This is a genomic window from Streptomyces sp. NPDC050658, assembly GCF_044457025.1.
Classification (GTDB): domain Bacteria; phylum Actinomycetota; class Actinomycetes; order Streptomycetales; family Streptomycetaceae; genus Streptomyces.
In genome coordinates this window covers 817,853-833,351 of record NZ_JBITGM010000001.1, presented here as the reverse complement: position 1 = coordinate 833,351, position 15,499 = coordinate 817,853, and the positions used below count along the sequence as shown (strand labels likewise).

The 15,499-nt window shown below is 72.6% G+C and carries 13 protein-coding genes; 4 read left to right on the top strand and 9 right to left on the bottom strand.

Going from position 1 to position 15,499, the window contains the following annotated elements:
* Positions 1–85: 85 nt before the first annotated feature.
* The 4 genes from ACIBKX_RS03870 to ACIBKX_RS03855 all read left to right on the top strand — a co-directional run bounded on the left by ACIBKX_RS03870 (position 86) and on the right by ACIBKX_RS03855 (position 4,376).
* On the top strand, positions 86–1,288 hold the full coding sequence (locus ACIBKX_RS03870; protein ID WP_363270580.1) for a sensor histidine kinase: 1,203 nt from the start codon (positions 86–88) through the stop codon (positions 1,286–1,288).
* The gene (locus ACIBKX_RS03865; RefSeq protein WP_363270581.1) at positions 1,285–1,971 is read left to right on the top strand and encodes a response regulator transcription factor; all 687 of its coding nucleotides are present in this window, start codon (positions 1,285–1,287) and stop codon (positions 1,969–1,971) included. Before ACIBKX_RS03870 ends, ACIBKX_RS03865 begins: the two co-directional genes overlap by 4 nt.
* Positions 1,972–2,047: 76 nt before the next feature.
* Positions 2,048–2,932 carry a RimK family alpha-L-glutamate ligase gene (locus ACIBKX_RS03860; protein ID WP_399375627.1) on the top strand — a complete coding sequence of 295 codons (885 nt, stop codon included), beginning with the start codon at positions 2,048–2,050 and terminating at the stop codon, positions 2,930–2,932.
* Positions 2,933–3,155: 223 nt separating this feature from the next.
* Entirely contained in the window at positions 3,156–4,376 is a 1,221-nt protein-coding gene (locus ACIBKX_RS03855) for a Cmx/CmrA family chloramphenicol efflux MFS transporter (protein ID WP_363270582.1), read from the top strand.
* On the opposite strand, the gene ACIBKX_RS03850 is transcribed toward ACIBKX_RS03855, so the two are convergent.
* Genes ACIBKX_RS03850 through ACIBKX_RS03810 form a run of 9 tightly spaced genes read right to left on the bottom strand, consistent with a single transcriptional unit; the run spans position 4,295 to position 15,399 of the window.
* Positions 4,295–4,918 (bottom strand): hypothetical protein, encoded by a 624-nt coding sequence (locus ACIBKX_RS03850; protein WP_363270583.1) that lies wholly within the window; start codon positions 4,916–4,918, stop codon positions 4,295–4,297. The two genes, ACIBKX_RS03855 and ACIBKX_RS03850, sit on opposite strands and share 82 nt — an antisense overlap.
* On the bottom strand, positions 4,899–5,717 hold the full coding sequence (locus tag ACIBKX_RS03845) for an FkbM family methyltransferase (protein WP_363270584.1): 819 nt from the start codon (positions 5,715–5,717) through the stop codon (positions 4,899–4,901). Before ACIBKX_RS03845 ends, ACIBKX_RS03850 begins: the two co-directional genes overlap by 20 nt.
* The gene (locus tag ACIBKX_RS03840) at positions 5,714–5,941 is read right to left on the bottom strand and encodes a Trm112 family protein (protein WP_363270585.1); all 228 of its coding nucleotides are present in this window, start codon (positions 5,939–5,941) and stop codon (positions 5,714–5,716) included. Before ACIBKX_RS03840 ends, ACIBKX_RS03845 begins: the two co-directional genes overlap by 4 nt.
* Positions 5,941–6,855 (bottom strand): hypothetical protein, encoded by a 915-nt coding sequence (locus tag ACIBKX_RS03835; RefSeq protein WP_363270830.1) that lies wholly within the window; start codon positions 6,853–6,855, stop codon positions 5,941–5,943. The genes ACIBKX_RS03840 and ACIBKX_RS03835 overlap by 1 nt, the downstream gene beginning before the upstream one ends.
* Positions 6,856–6,871: 16 nt before the next feature.
* Positions 6,872–7,627, bottom strand: a complete 756-nt coding sequence (locus tag ACIBKX_RS03830; RefSeq protein ID WP_363270586.1) for a methyltransferase domain-containing protein — start codon at positions 7,625–7,627, stop codon at positions 6,872–6,874.
* Positions 7,624–8,970 (bottom strand): condensation protein, encoded by a 1,347-nt coding sequence (locus ACIBKX_RS03825; protein ID WP_363270587.1) that lies wholly within the window; start codon positions 8,968–8,970, stop codon positions 7,624–7,626. The genes ACIBKX_RS03830 and ACIBKX_RS03825 overlap by 4 nt, the downstream gene beginning before the upstream one ends.
* Positions 8,967–13,532 carry a DUF3367 domain-containing protein gene (locus tag ACIBKX_RS03820; protein ID WP_363270588.1) on the bottom strand — a complete coding sequence of 1,522 codons (4,566 nt, stop codon included), beginning with the start codon at positions 13,530–13,532 and terminating at the stop codon, positions 8,967–8,969. The genes ACIBKX_RS03825 and ACIBKX_RS03820 overlap by 4 nt, the downstream gene beginning before the upstream one ends.
* Entirely contained in the window at positions 13,529–14,248 is a 720-nt protein-coding gene (locus ACIBKX_RS03815; RefSeq protein ID WP_363270589.1) for a class I SAM-dependent methyltransferase, read from the bottom strand. The genes ACIBKX_RS03820 and ACIBKX_RS03815 overlap by 4 nt, the downstream gene beginning before the upstream one ends.
* A complete protein-coding gene (locus ACIBKX_RS03810) occupies positions 14,245–15,399 on the bottom strand; it encodes a glycosyltransferase family 4 protein (protein ID WP_363270590.1) in 1,155 nt (384 codons plus the stop codon). The genes ACIBKX_RS03815 and ACIBKX_RS03810 overlap by 4 nt, the downstream gene beginning before the upstream one ends.
* Positions 15,400–15,499: the final 100 nt, after the last annotated feature.

Sequence of the window (15,499 nt, the reverse complement as noted above, 5' to 3'; positions counted from 1 at the left end):
GGACAATCCCGGCCGCCGCTGTCACCCCTGGTCGTACAGCCACGGTCCGATGCCGCCGCGCGATCTCCGTGGCTACGATCGGCGCATGCCAGCCAAGCCGCGTCTGCCCCTGCTCAAGCGACTGCCCGTGGGCATCTGGCCGGCCCTGGTGTGGGGCGCGGCGACGGTGTACCCGCTCGTCCAGTACGTCGTGCTGCCGCCCCGCCAGGAGATCTCGTACTCCTATCCCCGGCACGGCATGGACGAGCCCTGGGCGAAGCTCGCCCTGCTGCTCGCCGCGGCCCTCGCCCTCGCGGGCTGCGCCCTGCTGTCCCGCAGGCCGCTGACCGCCATGGCCCTGCTGATCGCGGGGACGGGCACCTCCATGGCCGCCTGGCAGCAGACCGAGGTGGTGCCGACGGCGTATCTGCCCGTGCCGGTCGCCCTCGGGTTCGTCGCCGCCGTCCGGGACCGCCGGACCTCGCTCACCGCCGGCGGCCTGGCGGTCGGCGCGCTGTTCGCCCTCTGGGCGCCCAGGGAGCTGATCGGCTTCGGGCGGGTCGACGGGACCGCGTCCGAGCCCTACATCGCGCTGACCGCCGTCATCGGCTGGCTCATCGGCAACTCCGTGCACCAGTCCCGCGCGTACGCCGAGAATCTGCGCTCCCAGGCCGCCACCCAGGCCGTCACCGCCGAACGCCTGCGCATCGCCCGCGAGTTGCACGACATGGTCGCGCACAGCATCGGCGTCATCGCGCTCCAGGCGGGCGCCGCGAGCCGCGTCATCGAGACCCAGCCGGCGGGCGCCCGCGAGGCGTTGACGGCCATCGAGGCCACCGGCCGCGAGACCCTCTCCGGTCTGCGCCGCATGCTCGGCGCCCTGCGCGACGCGGAACCCGAGGGGGCACCACCGGGCCCCGAGCCCGGCCTCGGCTCCCTCGGCCGCCTCGCCGAGACGACCACCGCCGCGGGCGTCCGTGTCGACGTCCGCTGGAGCGGCGAACTCCGGCCGCTGCCACCGGAGATCGACGTATCGGCGTACCGCATCATCCAGGAGGCGGTGACCAACGTCGTACGCCATGCGAGCACCACGTCCTGCCGCGTCACCGTCGACTGCCGCGACGACGAACTCGCGATCGAGGTGACCGACGCCGGACGCGGCCACGGCGAAGGCCCCCACGGCGGTTACGGACTGCTCGGCATGCGCGAGCGAGTCGGCCTGCTGCACGGCGAGTTCAGCGCGGCACCCCGCCCGGAGGGCGGCTTCCGCGTGGCGGCGACCCTTCCCGTGCAGGCAGGTGCCCGATGAACTCTCCCGCACCGGAGAAGCCCCCCGTCCGCGTCCTCCTCGTCGACGACCAGCCCCTCGTCCGCGCCGCCCTGCGCATGGTCATCACCGAGGCCCCCGACATCGAGGTCGCGGGCGAGGCGGGCGACGGCGCCGAAGCCGTCCGGCTCACCGAGGAACTGAGCCCGGACGTCGTGGTGATGGACATCCGCATGCCCGGCACGGACGGCATCGAGGCGACCCGCCGGATCACCGCGGGCCCGAGCGCCCGCACCCACGTCATCGTCCTGACCACCTTCGACGACGACGATTACGTGTACGGGGCGCTGCGCGCGGGCGCGGCCGGTTTCCTCGTCAAGGACATGGCCCTCGACGACATCCTCGCGGCGGTCCGGGTCGTCGCGGCGGGCGATGGCCTGATCGCACCGGGCGTCACCCGCCGCCTCATCAAGGAATTCGCCGAACGCCCCACGAGGGATGCCCGTCCCCGCGGCTCCATCAGCGGCATCACCGAACGCGAACGCGAAGTCCTGACGCTCGTGGGCAGCGGCCTGTCCAACACGGAGATAGCCGCCGAACTCACCATCAGCGTCGCCACGGCCAAGACCTATCTGACCCGGCTCCTCGCCAAGCTGGACGCCCGCGACCGGGTGCAGTTGGTGATCATTGCGTACGAAGCGGGGCTTGTGGGCACACCCCGGTGACCCGGCATGGGCGTTGTCGAGTGCACGATCAGCCATTGTTAGCCTGCGGGGCGGACAACCGACCCCAGGAGGCCTCGTGTCACCCGACCGCCCCACGATCGCGCTGGTCACCAGCAGCATCCAGCTGGAGACCGGCGTCGACCGTGACCTCCCCGAGCTCGCGCGCTCGCTCGGTGAAGCGGGGGCTGACGCGGCCACCGTGATCTGGGACGACCCCCGGGTCGACTGGGAGCGGTTCGACCTCGTGGTCATCCGGTCCACCTGGGACTACAGCGAGCGCGCGGCCGAGTTCCGGGACTGGGCGGGGCGCGTCGCGCGGCTCACCCTCCTCGCCAATCCGGCGTCCGTGGTGCGCTGGAACACCGACAAGCGGTACCTGGGCGTGCTGGCGGACGCGGGGGTGCCGGTCGTGCCGACCCGGTACCTGGCCGCCGGTGACCCCGTCGAATTCCCGGAGAGCGACGGGGAGTTCGTCGTCAAGCCGACCTCCGGCGCGGGCGCGCGGCTGGCCGCGCGGTACGGGAAGGGCGAGGACGAGGCCGCCGCGCGGCACGTCGCCACGATGCACGAGGACGGCTTCACCGCCATCGTGCAGCCCTATATGCCGCGCGTCGACGTGACGGGGGAACGCGCCCTCGTCTATGTCGGCGGGCGGTTCCTGCATGCGGTCCAGAAGGGCGCGGTCCTCGCGCCGGGAGCGGCCTTCGACGACGAGAAGATGCCGCACCCCGATCTGCGGAAGTGGCAGCCGACGCAGGCGGAACTCACCGTCGCCGAGCGGGCGTTGGCGGCGATACCGGGGGCGCCGGAGCTGCTCTACGCGCGGGTGGACCTGGTCGACGACGAGGGCGGGGCGCCGTGCGTCATGGAACTGGAGCTGGTCGAGCCGAATCTCTTTCTCGAACTGCATCCGGAGTCGCTGGCCGCGGTGACGGAGGAGATCCTCGCCGCCGCGAGTTAATCGGGTGGACGTGGCGTGTGGGGCGTGATTAGCCTGCGGCCATGACCAGCCCTGAGTCCGACAGACTCTAGCCACCGGCCCGGCATGTCCGGTGGCCAGTAGTCCTCTCGATGCCGACGCCCCCCACTGCGGGTGCGTCGTGGCTGATCGCGCCCACGCGGCGGAGCCGCATATGCAGCAGCCCCGCGCCCCTTCGGGGCGCTCCCTTTCGCGGAGTACCTTCATGCCCTTTGTCATCTACATCCTCGGACTCGCCGTCTTCGCCCAAGGCACCTCCGAGTTCATGCTCTCCGGTCTCGGCCCCGACATCGCCGCCGACCTGGACGTATCCCTCTCCACCGCCGGCACCCTGACCTCGGCCTTCGCCGTGGGCATGGTCGTCGGCGCGCCGGTGATGGCCATCCTCAGCCGGCGCCGCTCGCCCCGGAACGCACTGCTCGCCTTCCTGCTCACCTTTCTGCTCGTCCACGTCATCGGCGCGCTGACCAGCAGCTTCGCCGTGCTGCTCGCGACCCGCGTGGTCGGCGCGCTCGCCAACGCGGGGTTCCTCGCCGTGGCGCTGGTCGCCGCCACCGGCATGGTCGAGCCGAACGCCAAGGGGCGGGCCACCTCCGCCCTGCTCGGCGGCGTCACCCTCGCCTGTGTCGCGGGGGTGCCCGGCGGTGCGCTGCTCGGGCAGTACTGGGGGTGGCGGTCCGCCTTCTGGGCGGTGGCGATCGTCTCCGTACCCGCCGTCGTCGCCATCCTGCGGTCCGTGCCGGCCGGGGCGCCCGACGCCACGGCGTCCGGAGCGCGCGGTGAGCTGCGGGCCCTGCGCAGCCCCCGGCTCTGCGTGACCCTGCTCCTCGGCGCGCTGGTGAACGGCGCCACCTTCTGTACGTTCACCTATCTCGCGCCGCTGATCACGGACGTCGGCGGTTTCGGGGAGAGTTGGGTGCCGGTGCTGCTCGCGCTCTTCGGGGTGGGGTCGTTCGTCGGGGTAACCGTCTCCGGGCGGTTCGCCGATGTGCGGCCCGTGCCCTTCCTGGCCGGCGGCGCGGTCCTCCTGCTCGGCGGGTGGGTGCTGTTCGCGGTGACCGCCGGGAACCCGGTGGCCGTGGTGGTGCTCGTACTCGTCCAGGGCGCGCTCTCCTTCGGCGTCGGCTCGGCGCTGATCGCGCAGGCGCTGTACGCCGCTACCGCCGCCCCCACGCTGGCGGGCGGCTTCGCCACGGCCGCGCTGAACGTCGGGGCGGCGGTCGGCCCGGTGGCCGGCGGGCTCGCCCTGGGCGCGGGGCTCGGCCACCGCTCGCCGCTCTGGGTGAGCGCGCTGCTGGTGGCGCTCGCCCTCGGGGTGGGCGCGGTGGCCCTGCGACGCGGGAGTCAGTCCCCGTCCGGCAGCTCCGGAAATGACAGACGCTGGAGCAAGCCCCAGGTGAACTCCGCGACGCAGCGCCGGAGTTGACCTGATCCGTCGGGAGCCGTGAAGACGAGCCGCCAGCGAGTCGGCGCCGTGCCCTCCATCGGGCGGGCCGGGGCGAACGCGCGGGCGGCCTCGTCCACCGTGCACGACCAGGGGGTCAGGTCTTCCAGCGTCCGCAGCGAAGGTCCCTCAGTGGCCGGCGCGCGGACCAGCCACTCGTTCCACGCCGCCCCGTTCGGTGCCAGAAGTACCTCGAAGCGCAGGGTCGGCCACAGTGGCACCGGCCAGAGCAGGGCCTCGCACTCCAGGTCGCCGATGCGGCGCGGCACGGCGGCGGTCGGCGGGCCGAGCACCGAGCGGTAGCGGGAGACGGCGCCGCGCGAGCGGGCGGAGCGGGTCATCGCCTGCCAGCGGCGGTTGGCCTCACGCATGTCCGCGATGGAGACGCCGAGCTCGTGGCGGGCCTCCTCCACCAGGTCCGGGTTGTGGTCGGCCATGCGGCGCAACAGGACCAGCTGGAAGTCGAGCGGAGTGAACGGGCCGGGCTGCGGCGAGGACGCGGAGCTAGCGGACATGCGCTCCATGGTCGCGCACCGCGGCGGCTCCCGGGCGGCGTCCGCCGGGCAGGAACAGCACCGAATTGACGTACCGGGGGTGGCGGGGCGTGAGGGCTCTGCGGATCAGGCCCTGGGACACGACGTACGACGTGTCGTGCTGATGCGCCTCCAGGTCGAAGCCCTCAAGGGGCAGCCACGTGTCGTGCGGAAGGACCCAGCCCTGGTAGCCGTGGTGGCGGGTGAGCAGGTCGACGATCGGGGTGATCGGCTGGATGCGGGACTCCAGCTCGATGAAGAGCGCGGGCCGGTCGCGGGTCAGCAGATCGTGCGCGCCGCGCAGCACTTGGAGTTCATTGCCGTCCACGTCGATCTTGATGAAGTCGACGTCGCGCAGGCCGAGTCCGTCGAGGGTCAGACAGGGCACGTCGACCGCCTGGCCGTGGATGTCCCTGCGGATCAGCGAGGAGACGCCCCGGTCGCCCCGGTCGCCGCGCGGCAGCCAGAGCCGGGCCGTGCCGGGATGGTCGGTGGCGGCGGCCTGGATCACCCGGACGTTGCCGGGCGTCGAGGTCTCCAGAAGGCGTGCCAGATGCGGGACCGGCTCCACGGTCACCACGCGGCGCGCACGCGTCGCCAGGCGGCGGGACCACGGGCCGTACCAGCCGCCCACGTCGACCGCGGTGGCGCAGCCGCGCGGGCACAGGTCGTGCAGCCGGGCCAGTTCCGGCTCGAAGCGCGGGTAGACGAGGCGGGCCAGGGCGCCGATCAGCCGGGCCGGCAGATGCGGGGCGAGGCGGGCGGCGACGGTCTTGTGGGGGCCCGTCACGGTGAGATCCGCTTCAGGAGCTGCTCGTGCTCGTCCTCCGGTATCTGCTCGCCGGAGGACGGCAGGAGCTGCGGGATGCCGTCGATGATCGGGTAGCGGCGGCGCAGCCGCGGGTTGTAGAGGACCTCTTCCGGCACGAGGGGTGCCTCCGGCTCCAGGAGATGCAGCGGCCCCTTGTCCAGCGGACAGGCGAGAATCTTCAGCAGCGGGTCGTCGGGGTTCATCAGGTGGTCAACTCCTTGGTGGGTGAGGGGGGTTGGGCTGGAGGTTCGGGCTTGGGGTCGTGCTTCGGCATGGCGAGAAGCACGGACACCGCGAGCGCCGTGCCCGCGATCCGCAGGCCGAGCCGCAGCGGTTCGTCCGGCAGCGGCTCGCCGAACGCGAGCGTGCCGAGCACGGCGGTGAACAGCGCGGTCACCGTCGTACACACGGGAACGATCAGTGAGGCCCGGCAGCGCTGGAGCGCCGCCTGCGACATCACCAGGCCGAACGCGCCGGTGAAGAGCAGGAGATAGGGGTACGGCGAGCGCAGCAGGTCCAGGAGCGCCGAGCCGAGGCCCTCGGTGGTCAGATAGCTGGACACGCCCTTGATGGCCAGCGAGCTCACTCCGTAGAGCAGCCCCACGGCGACCCCGTACTCCACGCCGGTCGTCGGCAGCCGGTGCCGTCGCCTGGCGCGCTGCTCGGCGGACGCGTACAGCAGGACGCCCGCCGCGAGCGAGGGCAGACAGACGGTGAGAACCAGCGGCACGGGCGCCCCGCGGCTCACCGTGTCCGAGCCCTCCTTCAGCGAGAGCACGACCATCAGGAGCGCCGCGAGGATCGCCCCGACGGCGTACCGCTCCCGCCCGGAGGTCTGCTCGCCGAGCAGCACGGACGAGAGGAGCAGGAGCAGCACGAGTCCGGACACGAAGATGCCCTGGGCGGCGGCGATCGGGAGCGTCCGGTAGACGGCGAGCTGCGCGCCGAAGCCGGCGGCGAGCGCGAGCGAGCCGCCGAGCCACAGCGGGCTGCCGATCACCTGCCGCAGCAGCCGCGCGGGGCTGCGCACGCTCACCGAGGGCATCGCGGAAAGGGCCCGCTTCTCCAGGACGAAACCGGTGCTGTAGAGCACGTTCGCCAGCAGGGCGGCGGTCACCCCCCACCACATGGGCCTAGGTCCTTCGGGCGTGCAGCAGCAGGATCGACGAGGCGCTCGGGACGGCGCAGGCGAGCCGGTCCAGGCCCCGGAGTGGTCGTGGCACGCCGTGGAAGGGCGCGCCCGCCACCTTGACGACGTCGAATCCGGACGCGGCGACGAACTCCCGCAGGGCGCGCGCGGTGTACAGCCGCAGATGTCCGACGACCTCGCTGCCCGGACGGCCGTGGATGCCGCGCAGGCTCACCTCGGAGAAGACGGGCTGCACCCCCGCGAGCAGCAGCCCGCGGTTGTACCAGGCGGCGAGATTGGGCGTGGACAGCATCAGATGGCCGCCCGGCCTGAGGACTCTTCTCAGCTCGTCCAGGGCGCTGTCGGGGTCGACGAGATGCTCGATGACCTCGCTGAACAGCACGGCGTCCGCGCTCCCGTCGGCGAACGGAAGGCCGCCGTCGGTGAGTTCACCGCGTACGACGTACGAGAGATGGGAGTGCGCGCGCTTGAGGGCGTCCTGCGACCAGTCCACGCCGATGACACGGTGCCCGGCGAGGAACGGGGCGGCTGCCGCGGCCGCGGTGCCGTCGCCGCAGCCGATGTCGAGGACGACGGCGGTGCGTGCCGTGGCGGGGCCGATGGCGGCGGCGAGCATCCGGGCCTGGCGCAGGCTGCGGGCGTCGCCGGACGCCACGGGCACGGACGGGTCCTCGTAGAAGTCCCGCAGGTCACGCGGGGCGGTGCTGGTGCTGGTGCCGGTGCTGGTGGACGCGGTCATGGGGTGACCCCTTCCTCCGTGGCGTGCAGATAGTGCTCGAAGAGGTCGCGCAGATGGGCGCCGTCCCCATGGCTGAGCAGCGTCTTCGACCAGCGCAGGGCCAGATGGAGCCGGCCCGCGGTGGACGCGGTGGTCACGGTCAGCCCGCGCGGCAGCCGGGCGGGCGCGGAGAACCAGACGGCGTGCGCGCGCCCGGCGTCCCCGAAGTCGAGGGCGTACGGCACCCGGCCGATGTTGCTCAGGAGCGTGGTCGAGGTCCAGGGCGCGGCGGCCCTGCGCAGCCCGCGGGTGAGCGCGGCCCGCACGGTGACCGGCAGCACGGGAGAGGTCAACAGGGCGGCTCCATGGCCGAGTTGCGGACGGTCGAGGGCCTTGAGGGCGCGGGTGCGTTCGGCGGTGCGCCGCAGCAGCGCGCCGATCTCCTCGGGTCCCCACTCCTTCCCGGTCAACTCCTGCGCGCTGAACGGGACTTCGACGAGTCGGGTGCCGTTGCCGATGGGCATCCCCATGTCGCGCGGCCGGTCGTCCACGGGCATGGTGATCCGGAAGGGCCTCGGCCGGGCCCCGTGCTCCCGGTTCCAGTGCGCGATCATCAGCGCGGTCGCCACCATGAGCTGGTCGTTCACCGTGAAGGGCGCGCCCTTGGGGCGGTGCGGCACGGGCAGCTCGGCTACGAGCATGCCGTTGCCGGGGGAGGGCTCGGGGGTGCCGCGCGACACCCGCGCGGGCGGCGCCCAGCCGGAGGGCGCGTCGGCGGTCGCGGCCGCGCCGTCGGGGGCCGGGGTCGCGGGTGTGCGCTGCGGCGGCGCGGCGGGGGAGTTGTCCTGGCCGCCGTACAGCTCGGCGGCCGTCGCGAGGACCCGGAGGCAGGCCGGGCCGTCGAGGGCTGTGTGGTTGATGGTGAGGAACAGGACCGAGCCCGCGCCCTCTTCCTCACCGGAATCGATCACTTCCAGGCGGATCGGCGGCGACGCGCTCAGCGGCGGCGAGTCGGAGAGGGAACGGATGCGCGCCTTCTTCAGCGCGTCCCGCTCCGGCGGCGGGAACGTCACGACCTCGACGTCCGGCTCCGCCGTCAGCTCCCATTCGTAGCGGCGGCGGTACCAGGGCCCCTGCGCCTCCCGCATCAGGATGCGCGGGTGGCGGCGCAGGGCCTCGGCGAACGCGGACCTCAGCCGGTCCGGGTCGGGCGTGCCCGGCAGATGCACCTCGATGTGCACCGTCTCCGGCTCCTCCTCCTGGAGGCAGTGCCGGGCGACCTCGTCGACGACGGGGAACGGCACGCGCTTGGGGCGCCGTTCGGGTCCGTCCGCGTGACGTGCCGGTTGATCGAGTGCGGTCATCGTTCTGCGTCCTCCCCGGAGGTGGACGGTGCGGCGGTGCCTGCCATGGAGCCGCCCGACGTCCTCGGCCTGCGCCGCCGGAACCGCGTCGTCCGCGCACCCGGCGGTGCGGGCTCCGGTTGCGTCGCCGCGGGCCCACGGGCGGAGATGGTGGAGCTGACGGCCTGCGGGTCGTCCGCACCGGCCCCCGGCCCGCCGCTCTCCCCGCGCTTGCGGCGCGGCAGCGGTGCCGTGCCCAGGTCCCGGTCGGGTCCGAGCGACAGTGTGCCCGGATCCTGGGCCGGCGGTGTCACGGGTGGTGCTGCCGGTGGCGCGGACTGCGGAGGCGGTCCCCAGGGGGCCGCGGAACCGCCGCCTCCGGGGCCGTCGGGGTCACCGGAGCCACCGGAGCCTCCGGAGCCTCCGGAGCCGCCGCCCGTCTCCGCCTCCCCGGACGCGGGCGCCCCCACGCTCACCAGAGCCGCGAACAGCGCGATGAGGGCGAGGAGTTGGGCCGTGGGCCCGAACGCGCCCTCGTCCTGGGCGGCCGGCTCGCCGGCGCCCACCGCCGCCGCGATGCCCGCCCCGGCCATCGCCACGAAGGCGAGCGGCACCAGCAGGGCGTGCCGACGCCAGGCCAGCAGGGCGAGGGCCGGGACGATCAGCGCGAACCAGCCCGCGATCACCGCGGCGACCAGCGTCAGTGCCACCGTGCCGAGGATCAGACCGGGCGCGGGCGGCGCCGTGTCCGGGCCCTCCGCGTTCGGCTCCTTGCGGCGGACCAGGACCAGGGCGATCAGGGCGAGCACGCCGACACCGCCGCCGATCAGACCGATCTCGTAGATGCGCGAGGGCTCGTAGGTCAGCTTGACGGTGCCGCCCTCGCCCTTGGGGATCAGCCAGCCCTGCTGCCAGCCGTCGAGGCGTACCGACGAGAGCGTCTCGCCGTTGAGCGTCGCCTTCCAGCCGTCGTTGATGTTCTCGTACGTGGAGAGGTACGAGGCCGCGCCCGAGCCGACCTTCAGCTCGCGCCGGTCGCCGAGCCAGTCCTTGATGTCGATCGACCGGGACGTGCGGTCGATCCCGCCCGGCGTGCCCTGCGTCAGCGAGACGTCCATCACGGTCAACGGGCCCTCGTCACCGGCCTCGACCGTGTGCGCGCCGGAGCCGAGCGACAGCGTGGTGTCCTCCTCGCCCCGCTCGCAGAGCGTCACCTCGATCGGCCGCCGCTCCACCAGATCCCGTACGGAACCCTTGGCGCTCGTCGCGTGCAGCTTGCCGTCGACGGAGAGCACCGGGCCCTTGCCACAGGCGAGTTCGAACGTCGCGTCGGCCGACGGCTGCGGCGTCCGGTACTTGTCCAGGGCCGGGACGTACACCTCGGTCAGACCCACCGGAAGCTGCAACTCGTCGTCCGCCACCGGGTTGTGCACCGTCAGCGGCGCGGTCTCCGTGATGGTGATGGTCATCTCGTCGGTGGTGATCGGCGCGAACCGTGCCACGCCGTTCTCGTCGACGCCGACGATCGCGGCGCCGTCCGGCGAGCTGATCTCGATCTTCACCGGCCGCGTCGAGAGACCGCCGGCCGCGGGCAGCACGATCTCGTCGACCGCCTGCTTGTCCGGCCACTTCAGATGGACGACGGGCCGGTCACCGGCGATCCAGCCGGTCGTCAGGTCGCCGTCCGTCAGATTGCGCGGCGAGAGACCGGTGCCGAGGTCCGACGTGGAGTCGGCGCTCGCGATGATCTGGTCCTTCTGCTCGGGCGCCACCTGGTAGAGCAGCTTGTCCAGCGCCTTGCCCGGCACGGCCACCGCGCTCGCGCTCACCTCGTAGTCGGCCTCGGCCGGGGCCTCGAAGCGCCGGTGCAGCCCCGACTCGCTGTTCACCGGCGACAGCGCGCTCGGGTCCGAGGAGCGGTGCATCGAGTACGTCGTCGCCTCGGCGCCGACCGGCTCCCGGTCCGCGGAGTGTCCGCTGTCCGACGGCATCTGGAGCAGCTTGGTCACCTGCGCGCCCGGCACGGTGATCTCGGAGAAGCCGGCGCCGGTCAGACCCTTCTTGCCGATCTGCGCCTCCAGGATCGTGACCTTCAGCCAACTCGACTCACCGGCGGGCGCCTTGATGCGCTGACGCATGCCGTTGGCCTGCAGATCGCTGGTGGCGCTGCCCTGCTCCGTCTCCACCCGCACCTTCGTGGGCGCGGCCCGCATGCCCTCCTGCGGCAGCGGGATGACCCGGATCGAGGAGGGGATCGACTCCTTCGACCGGTACTCGGCCTTGATCCAGGCGCCTTCCGGCTTTCCGGGGCTGCCCTCGGCCCATGCCGTGTCCGGGTTCCCGTCGAAGGCGTTCACCGGGTCGTACTGCGGCAGATGGAAGAGCCAGTTGCCGTAGCTGGACGCGGTGACGGACTTCGCGCCGCGCAGCCGCGCCGTCGTCTGGTGCTCGATGCCCGTGGTGGGCAGGATCTGGTGCGGCTTCTTGCCCGCGTCCTGCTCGGCGCCGCTCGCGTTGCGTTCGCCCGGTGTGTACGTGTACGAGGTGTTGCTGCTGACCAGGCCGAAGCGGGTGTCCGCGCGCCGCAGTCCGTCACCGACCGCCTTGAGACCGGGAGTTCCGACCCCCGGGTGGTTGTCGCCGGTCAGCACGGAGGGGCGGTCCCGCATCGCCGGGTCGGCGGAGAGCTGGAGCAGCGACTCGGGTCCGCCGCTCACCACCGCCGTGTTCGACACCGGCTTGATCCCGGCCTGGCCGGGACGCTCCGCGCCGGAGCCCGGGGCGTAGATCTCCACCGCGCGCTCGCGCGGGTAGAGACCCTCGACCTGGAGCGGCGTGTCGTCCGGGATCTTCCCGCCGGTCTCGGTCGGACCGAAGCCCGTGACGCGCTTGAACCCGGACTCCTCCAGGGTCCGCTTCACGGTCGCGGTCGGGACGTTGCCGACCTGGTCGGGGTCGAGATCATTGCGTACGACGACGTAGTACAGCCCCGCGCGGGTCAAGTAGTCGCGCAGGCCCGGCACTTCGCCGCCGGTGGCGAGCGCCTGCTCCACCGCGTCCATCGCGCGCCGGTTGCCGGGCGTGCCGAACGGGACGTAGTCCCGCTGGGCCCAGCGGGACTCGGCGAGGACGTCGAGGGGCTGGTCGATGGGCGAGCCCCAGGTGTAGATGCCGTGCGCGGTCGCGGGCACGACGAGGGCGCGCGAGTCGGGGGAGTACTTCTCCAGCCAGTCGGCCGTGGCCTGCCAGTAGTTGGGCAGCTTCTGGAACGAACCGGGCTGCAGGATCGAGCCGTTGAGATAGGGGAAGGCGAGCCCCGGAAGGACGAGGACGGCGGCGATCAGCGGGGCGTACCTGCGGCCCTTCACCGGCCGCGCCCCGCGCGCCTGCGCGGCCACGCCCACCAGGTGCATCAGGCCGAAGACAAGGGCGAGCGCGAGGCCCGTCTGGAACTTGTAGATGTTGCGGAAGGGGACGAGCCCGCCGTTCAGCCAGCTCTGCACGGTCTCGTGGAAGGGCGCCCCGAAGGAACCGCCGTATCCGGCGAGCGTGACGAGGGCGACGGAGAGGACCGTCAGGACCAGCCAGCGCCGCTCGGGCAGATCACGCCGGGCCAGGCCCGCGAGGCCGAGCGCGGCGGCGAGCGCCGAGCAGACCACGACGACCACGGACGTCGCGACCGTCCAGCCGGCCGGCAGCCAGGCCTCGCCGAAGTTGAGGTACGCCACCCAGTTACCGGCGCCGCGCAGGGTCTCCGTGGCGGACATCGTGCCGGTGGTGGTGGCCGAATTCTCCACGTACGGGAGGAAGTTCTCGCCGTAGATGCCGAGCATCAGGAGCGGTACGACCCACCAGGCGGTCGCCAGGATCACTCCCGGCACCCACCAGGTGATCAGCTTCCGCTTGCGCGGTCCGTTCGGCCGGGAGAGGAGATAGAGGCCCACCGGGAGGAGGGACGCGAGCGTCGCCGCCGCGTTCACGCCGCCCATGAAGGGGATGATGAGCGCCGACCGGCAGGCCGCGAGGCGCGCGCTGATCCGGTCGTTGGTCAGCGGGAGCAGCACCCAGGGCAGGAACGCGCCGGGCAGCGCCGCAGCCGACGTCGAGCCGACGACGACGGTGAACGTCGGCCACAGCGCGTACGCCACCGCGCCGAGCAGCCGGCTCGCGGAGTTGCCGATCCGCAGCCGCTCGGCGAGCCGCAGCGCACCCCAGAACGCGACCGACACGATCAGCGAGAGCCAGAGCCGCTCCGCGAGCCACACCGGCAGCTGGACCAGCTTGGCCAGGCCGTAGAACGGCAGCATCGGCCAGGTGTAGCCGACGTACTGGTCCTGGATCCCGCCGAAGCCGCCCCGGTCGTGCCAGAGCTGGCCGAGGTCGGAGAGGAACTGCCAGGGGTCGACGGCGACACCGAGCTTGGTGTCGAACGTCATCCGCCCCGGTTTGACGGCGAGGAAGAGCACGAACACCACGGCCCAGAACCCCAGCAGCCAGCGCTTGGAGCGTGGCCCCCGTTCGGGCTCGGGGGCAGCTGCCGTGGGCCGGACTGCCGCCGGGGGTGGGGCCTGGACCGTGGTCATGGACACCGCCTGAGGATGAGGAGAAGATTCCAGGTGGCGAACTCGCGTACGCCGGGCACCTTGGTGATGCCACCGGCCAGGAACGGCCAGTAGCGGGACCGCGCGGACACGACCGAGACGTCGTCCCTGGCCCGCACCTGGCGCAGGGTCGGGCCGATGTGGTGCGCGAAGAGGTTCTCGCCGAGCTTGTGCTTGGCGGCCTTGCCGGTACGCCGCTCATAGCGGGCTCTGGCCCGTTCGGCGCCGAGCAGGTGCCAGGGCGCCCACTCGTGACCGCCCCAGGGCGAGTACCAGTTGGTGAACGAGACATAGATCAGACCGCCGGGCCTGGTCACCCGGACCATCTCGCTGAGGAACGTCTGCGGGTCGTCGACGTGCTCCAGGACGTTGGAGGAGAACGTGACGTCCGCGACGCCGTCGCCGAGCGGCAGCAGATAGCCGTCGGCGACGACCGAGCCCTCCGGCGGCTTGGCTCCCAGCTCCGCCGGGTCCGGCTCGAAGAGGAAGGCCTGGGCGCCGCGGCGCCGGAACTCCTCGGTGAAGTAGCCACCGCCGCCGCCGATGTCGACGACGATCCGGTCCTTGACCGCGCCGTACGCCTCGACCTGGTCGGCGGCGTCACGGGCGAGCAGCGTGTAACACCGCTCGGGCTCCTGCTGCTCGCGCAGGAAGGCCCGGAAGAGGGTGAGGGAACGCCGCAGCGAGGGATCTTTCATGCCCGTGACCCACCGGCCACGGCTTCGGCTGCCACTGCCTGGAACTCCCGTACGGAATTGGCCCAGCGGTACCGGGTGGCCCGTTCGCTCGCCGCCTTGCCGAAGGTCTCGCGGCGCTCGCTGCTCAGCGCCAGACTGCACCAGGCGGCGGCGAAGGAACTCTCGCCGCGGGCGAGCAGCCCGGTCACGCCGTCCTCGATGGAGTCGCGGATTCCGGGTACGTCGAAGCCGATCGCCGGGGTGGCGCGGGTGGCCGCCTCGGTGACGACGAGCCCCCACCCCTCCACGGCCGACGGATGAAGCAGCATCCATGCCTCGCAGAGCAGCCGGTGCTTCTCCGCCTCGGAGACATGGCCCCTGAACTCCACGCCGGGTCCGGCCATCGATTCGAGGCGCTCCCGCTCGGGCCCGTCGCCCACGATCACCAGGCGGCCCCCGGTGACGGGTCTGACGCGCTCCCAGAGGCGGAGCAGCAGATCGATGCGCTTGTACTCGACGAGGCGTCCCATCGCGAGGAACAGCGGCTCGTCCGAGCGGGGATGCAAGGGCCCGGGCTCTTCGACCCCGTTGTGGACGATGCGTATTCGCTCACGCTCGACGCCTATCGCGCGCAGGGCGGTGGCCGTCGACGGCGAGACGGCCACGAGCAGATTGCCGCGCTGGGCTCCCGAGAGCGACCAGTGCTCGAGTCTTCGGCCGAGCCGGGCCGCCGGGGCGAGCGCGCCCTGGAAGCGCATCGCCCACAGATCGGTGTGCACGTGGTTGACGAGGCACAGCGTGGGCCCGCGGTGCCACAGCGGCGCCAGATACGGCATGCCGTTGCAGACCTCGACGAGCAGGTCGCAGTCGCCGACCTGCCGGGTGAACGCCGAGCGCGAGCGCAGATAGTGCCCGAGGTCGCCGCCCGCCGACACGACGCGGTAGTCGCGGAAGGCGGCCGGACCCCCGCACAGCAGGGTGACCTGGTGGCCGAGCTTGCTCAGGCCGTCGGCCAGCCGGTCGACGAGCAGTTCGGACCCGCCCGCGGCCGGGTTGCCGAGGTCGCGGCGGGCGAGGAAGACGATCCGGCGCGGTTGTGGGGGATGCGCCGGAACGCGCTGCGCGAGCCGAGGGGTGGCTTCGCGCAGCGGGGATGGCACGTGCTGGGGCATGCGTGCTCCAACTCGTCAGGGTGCGGATCCGTGGGGCATGGGGGGTAGCACGGTCGGTCGCTTACGGAGGTGCGGGGTTTGGCTCTGTTGCGAGGTGCGG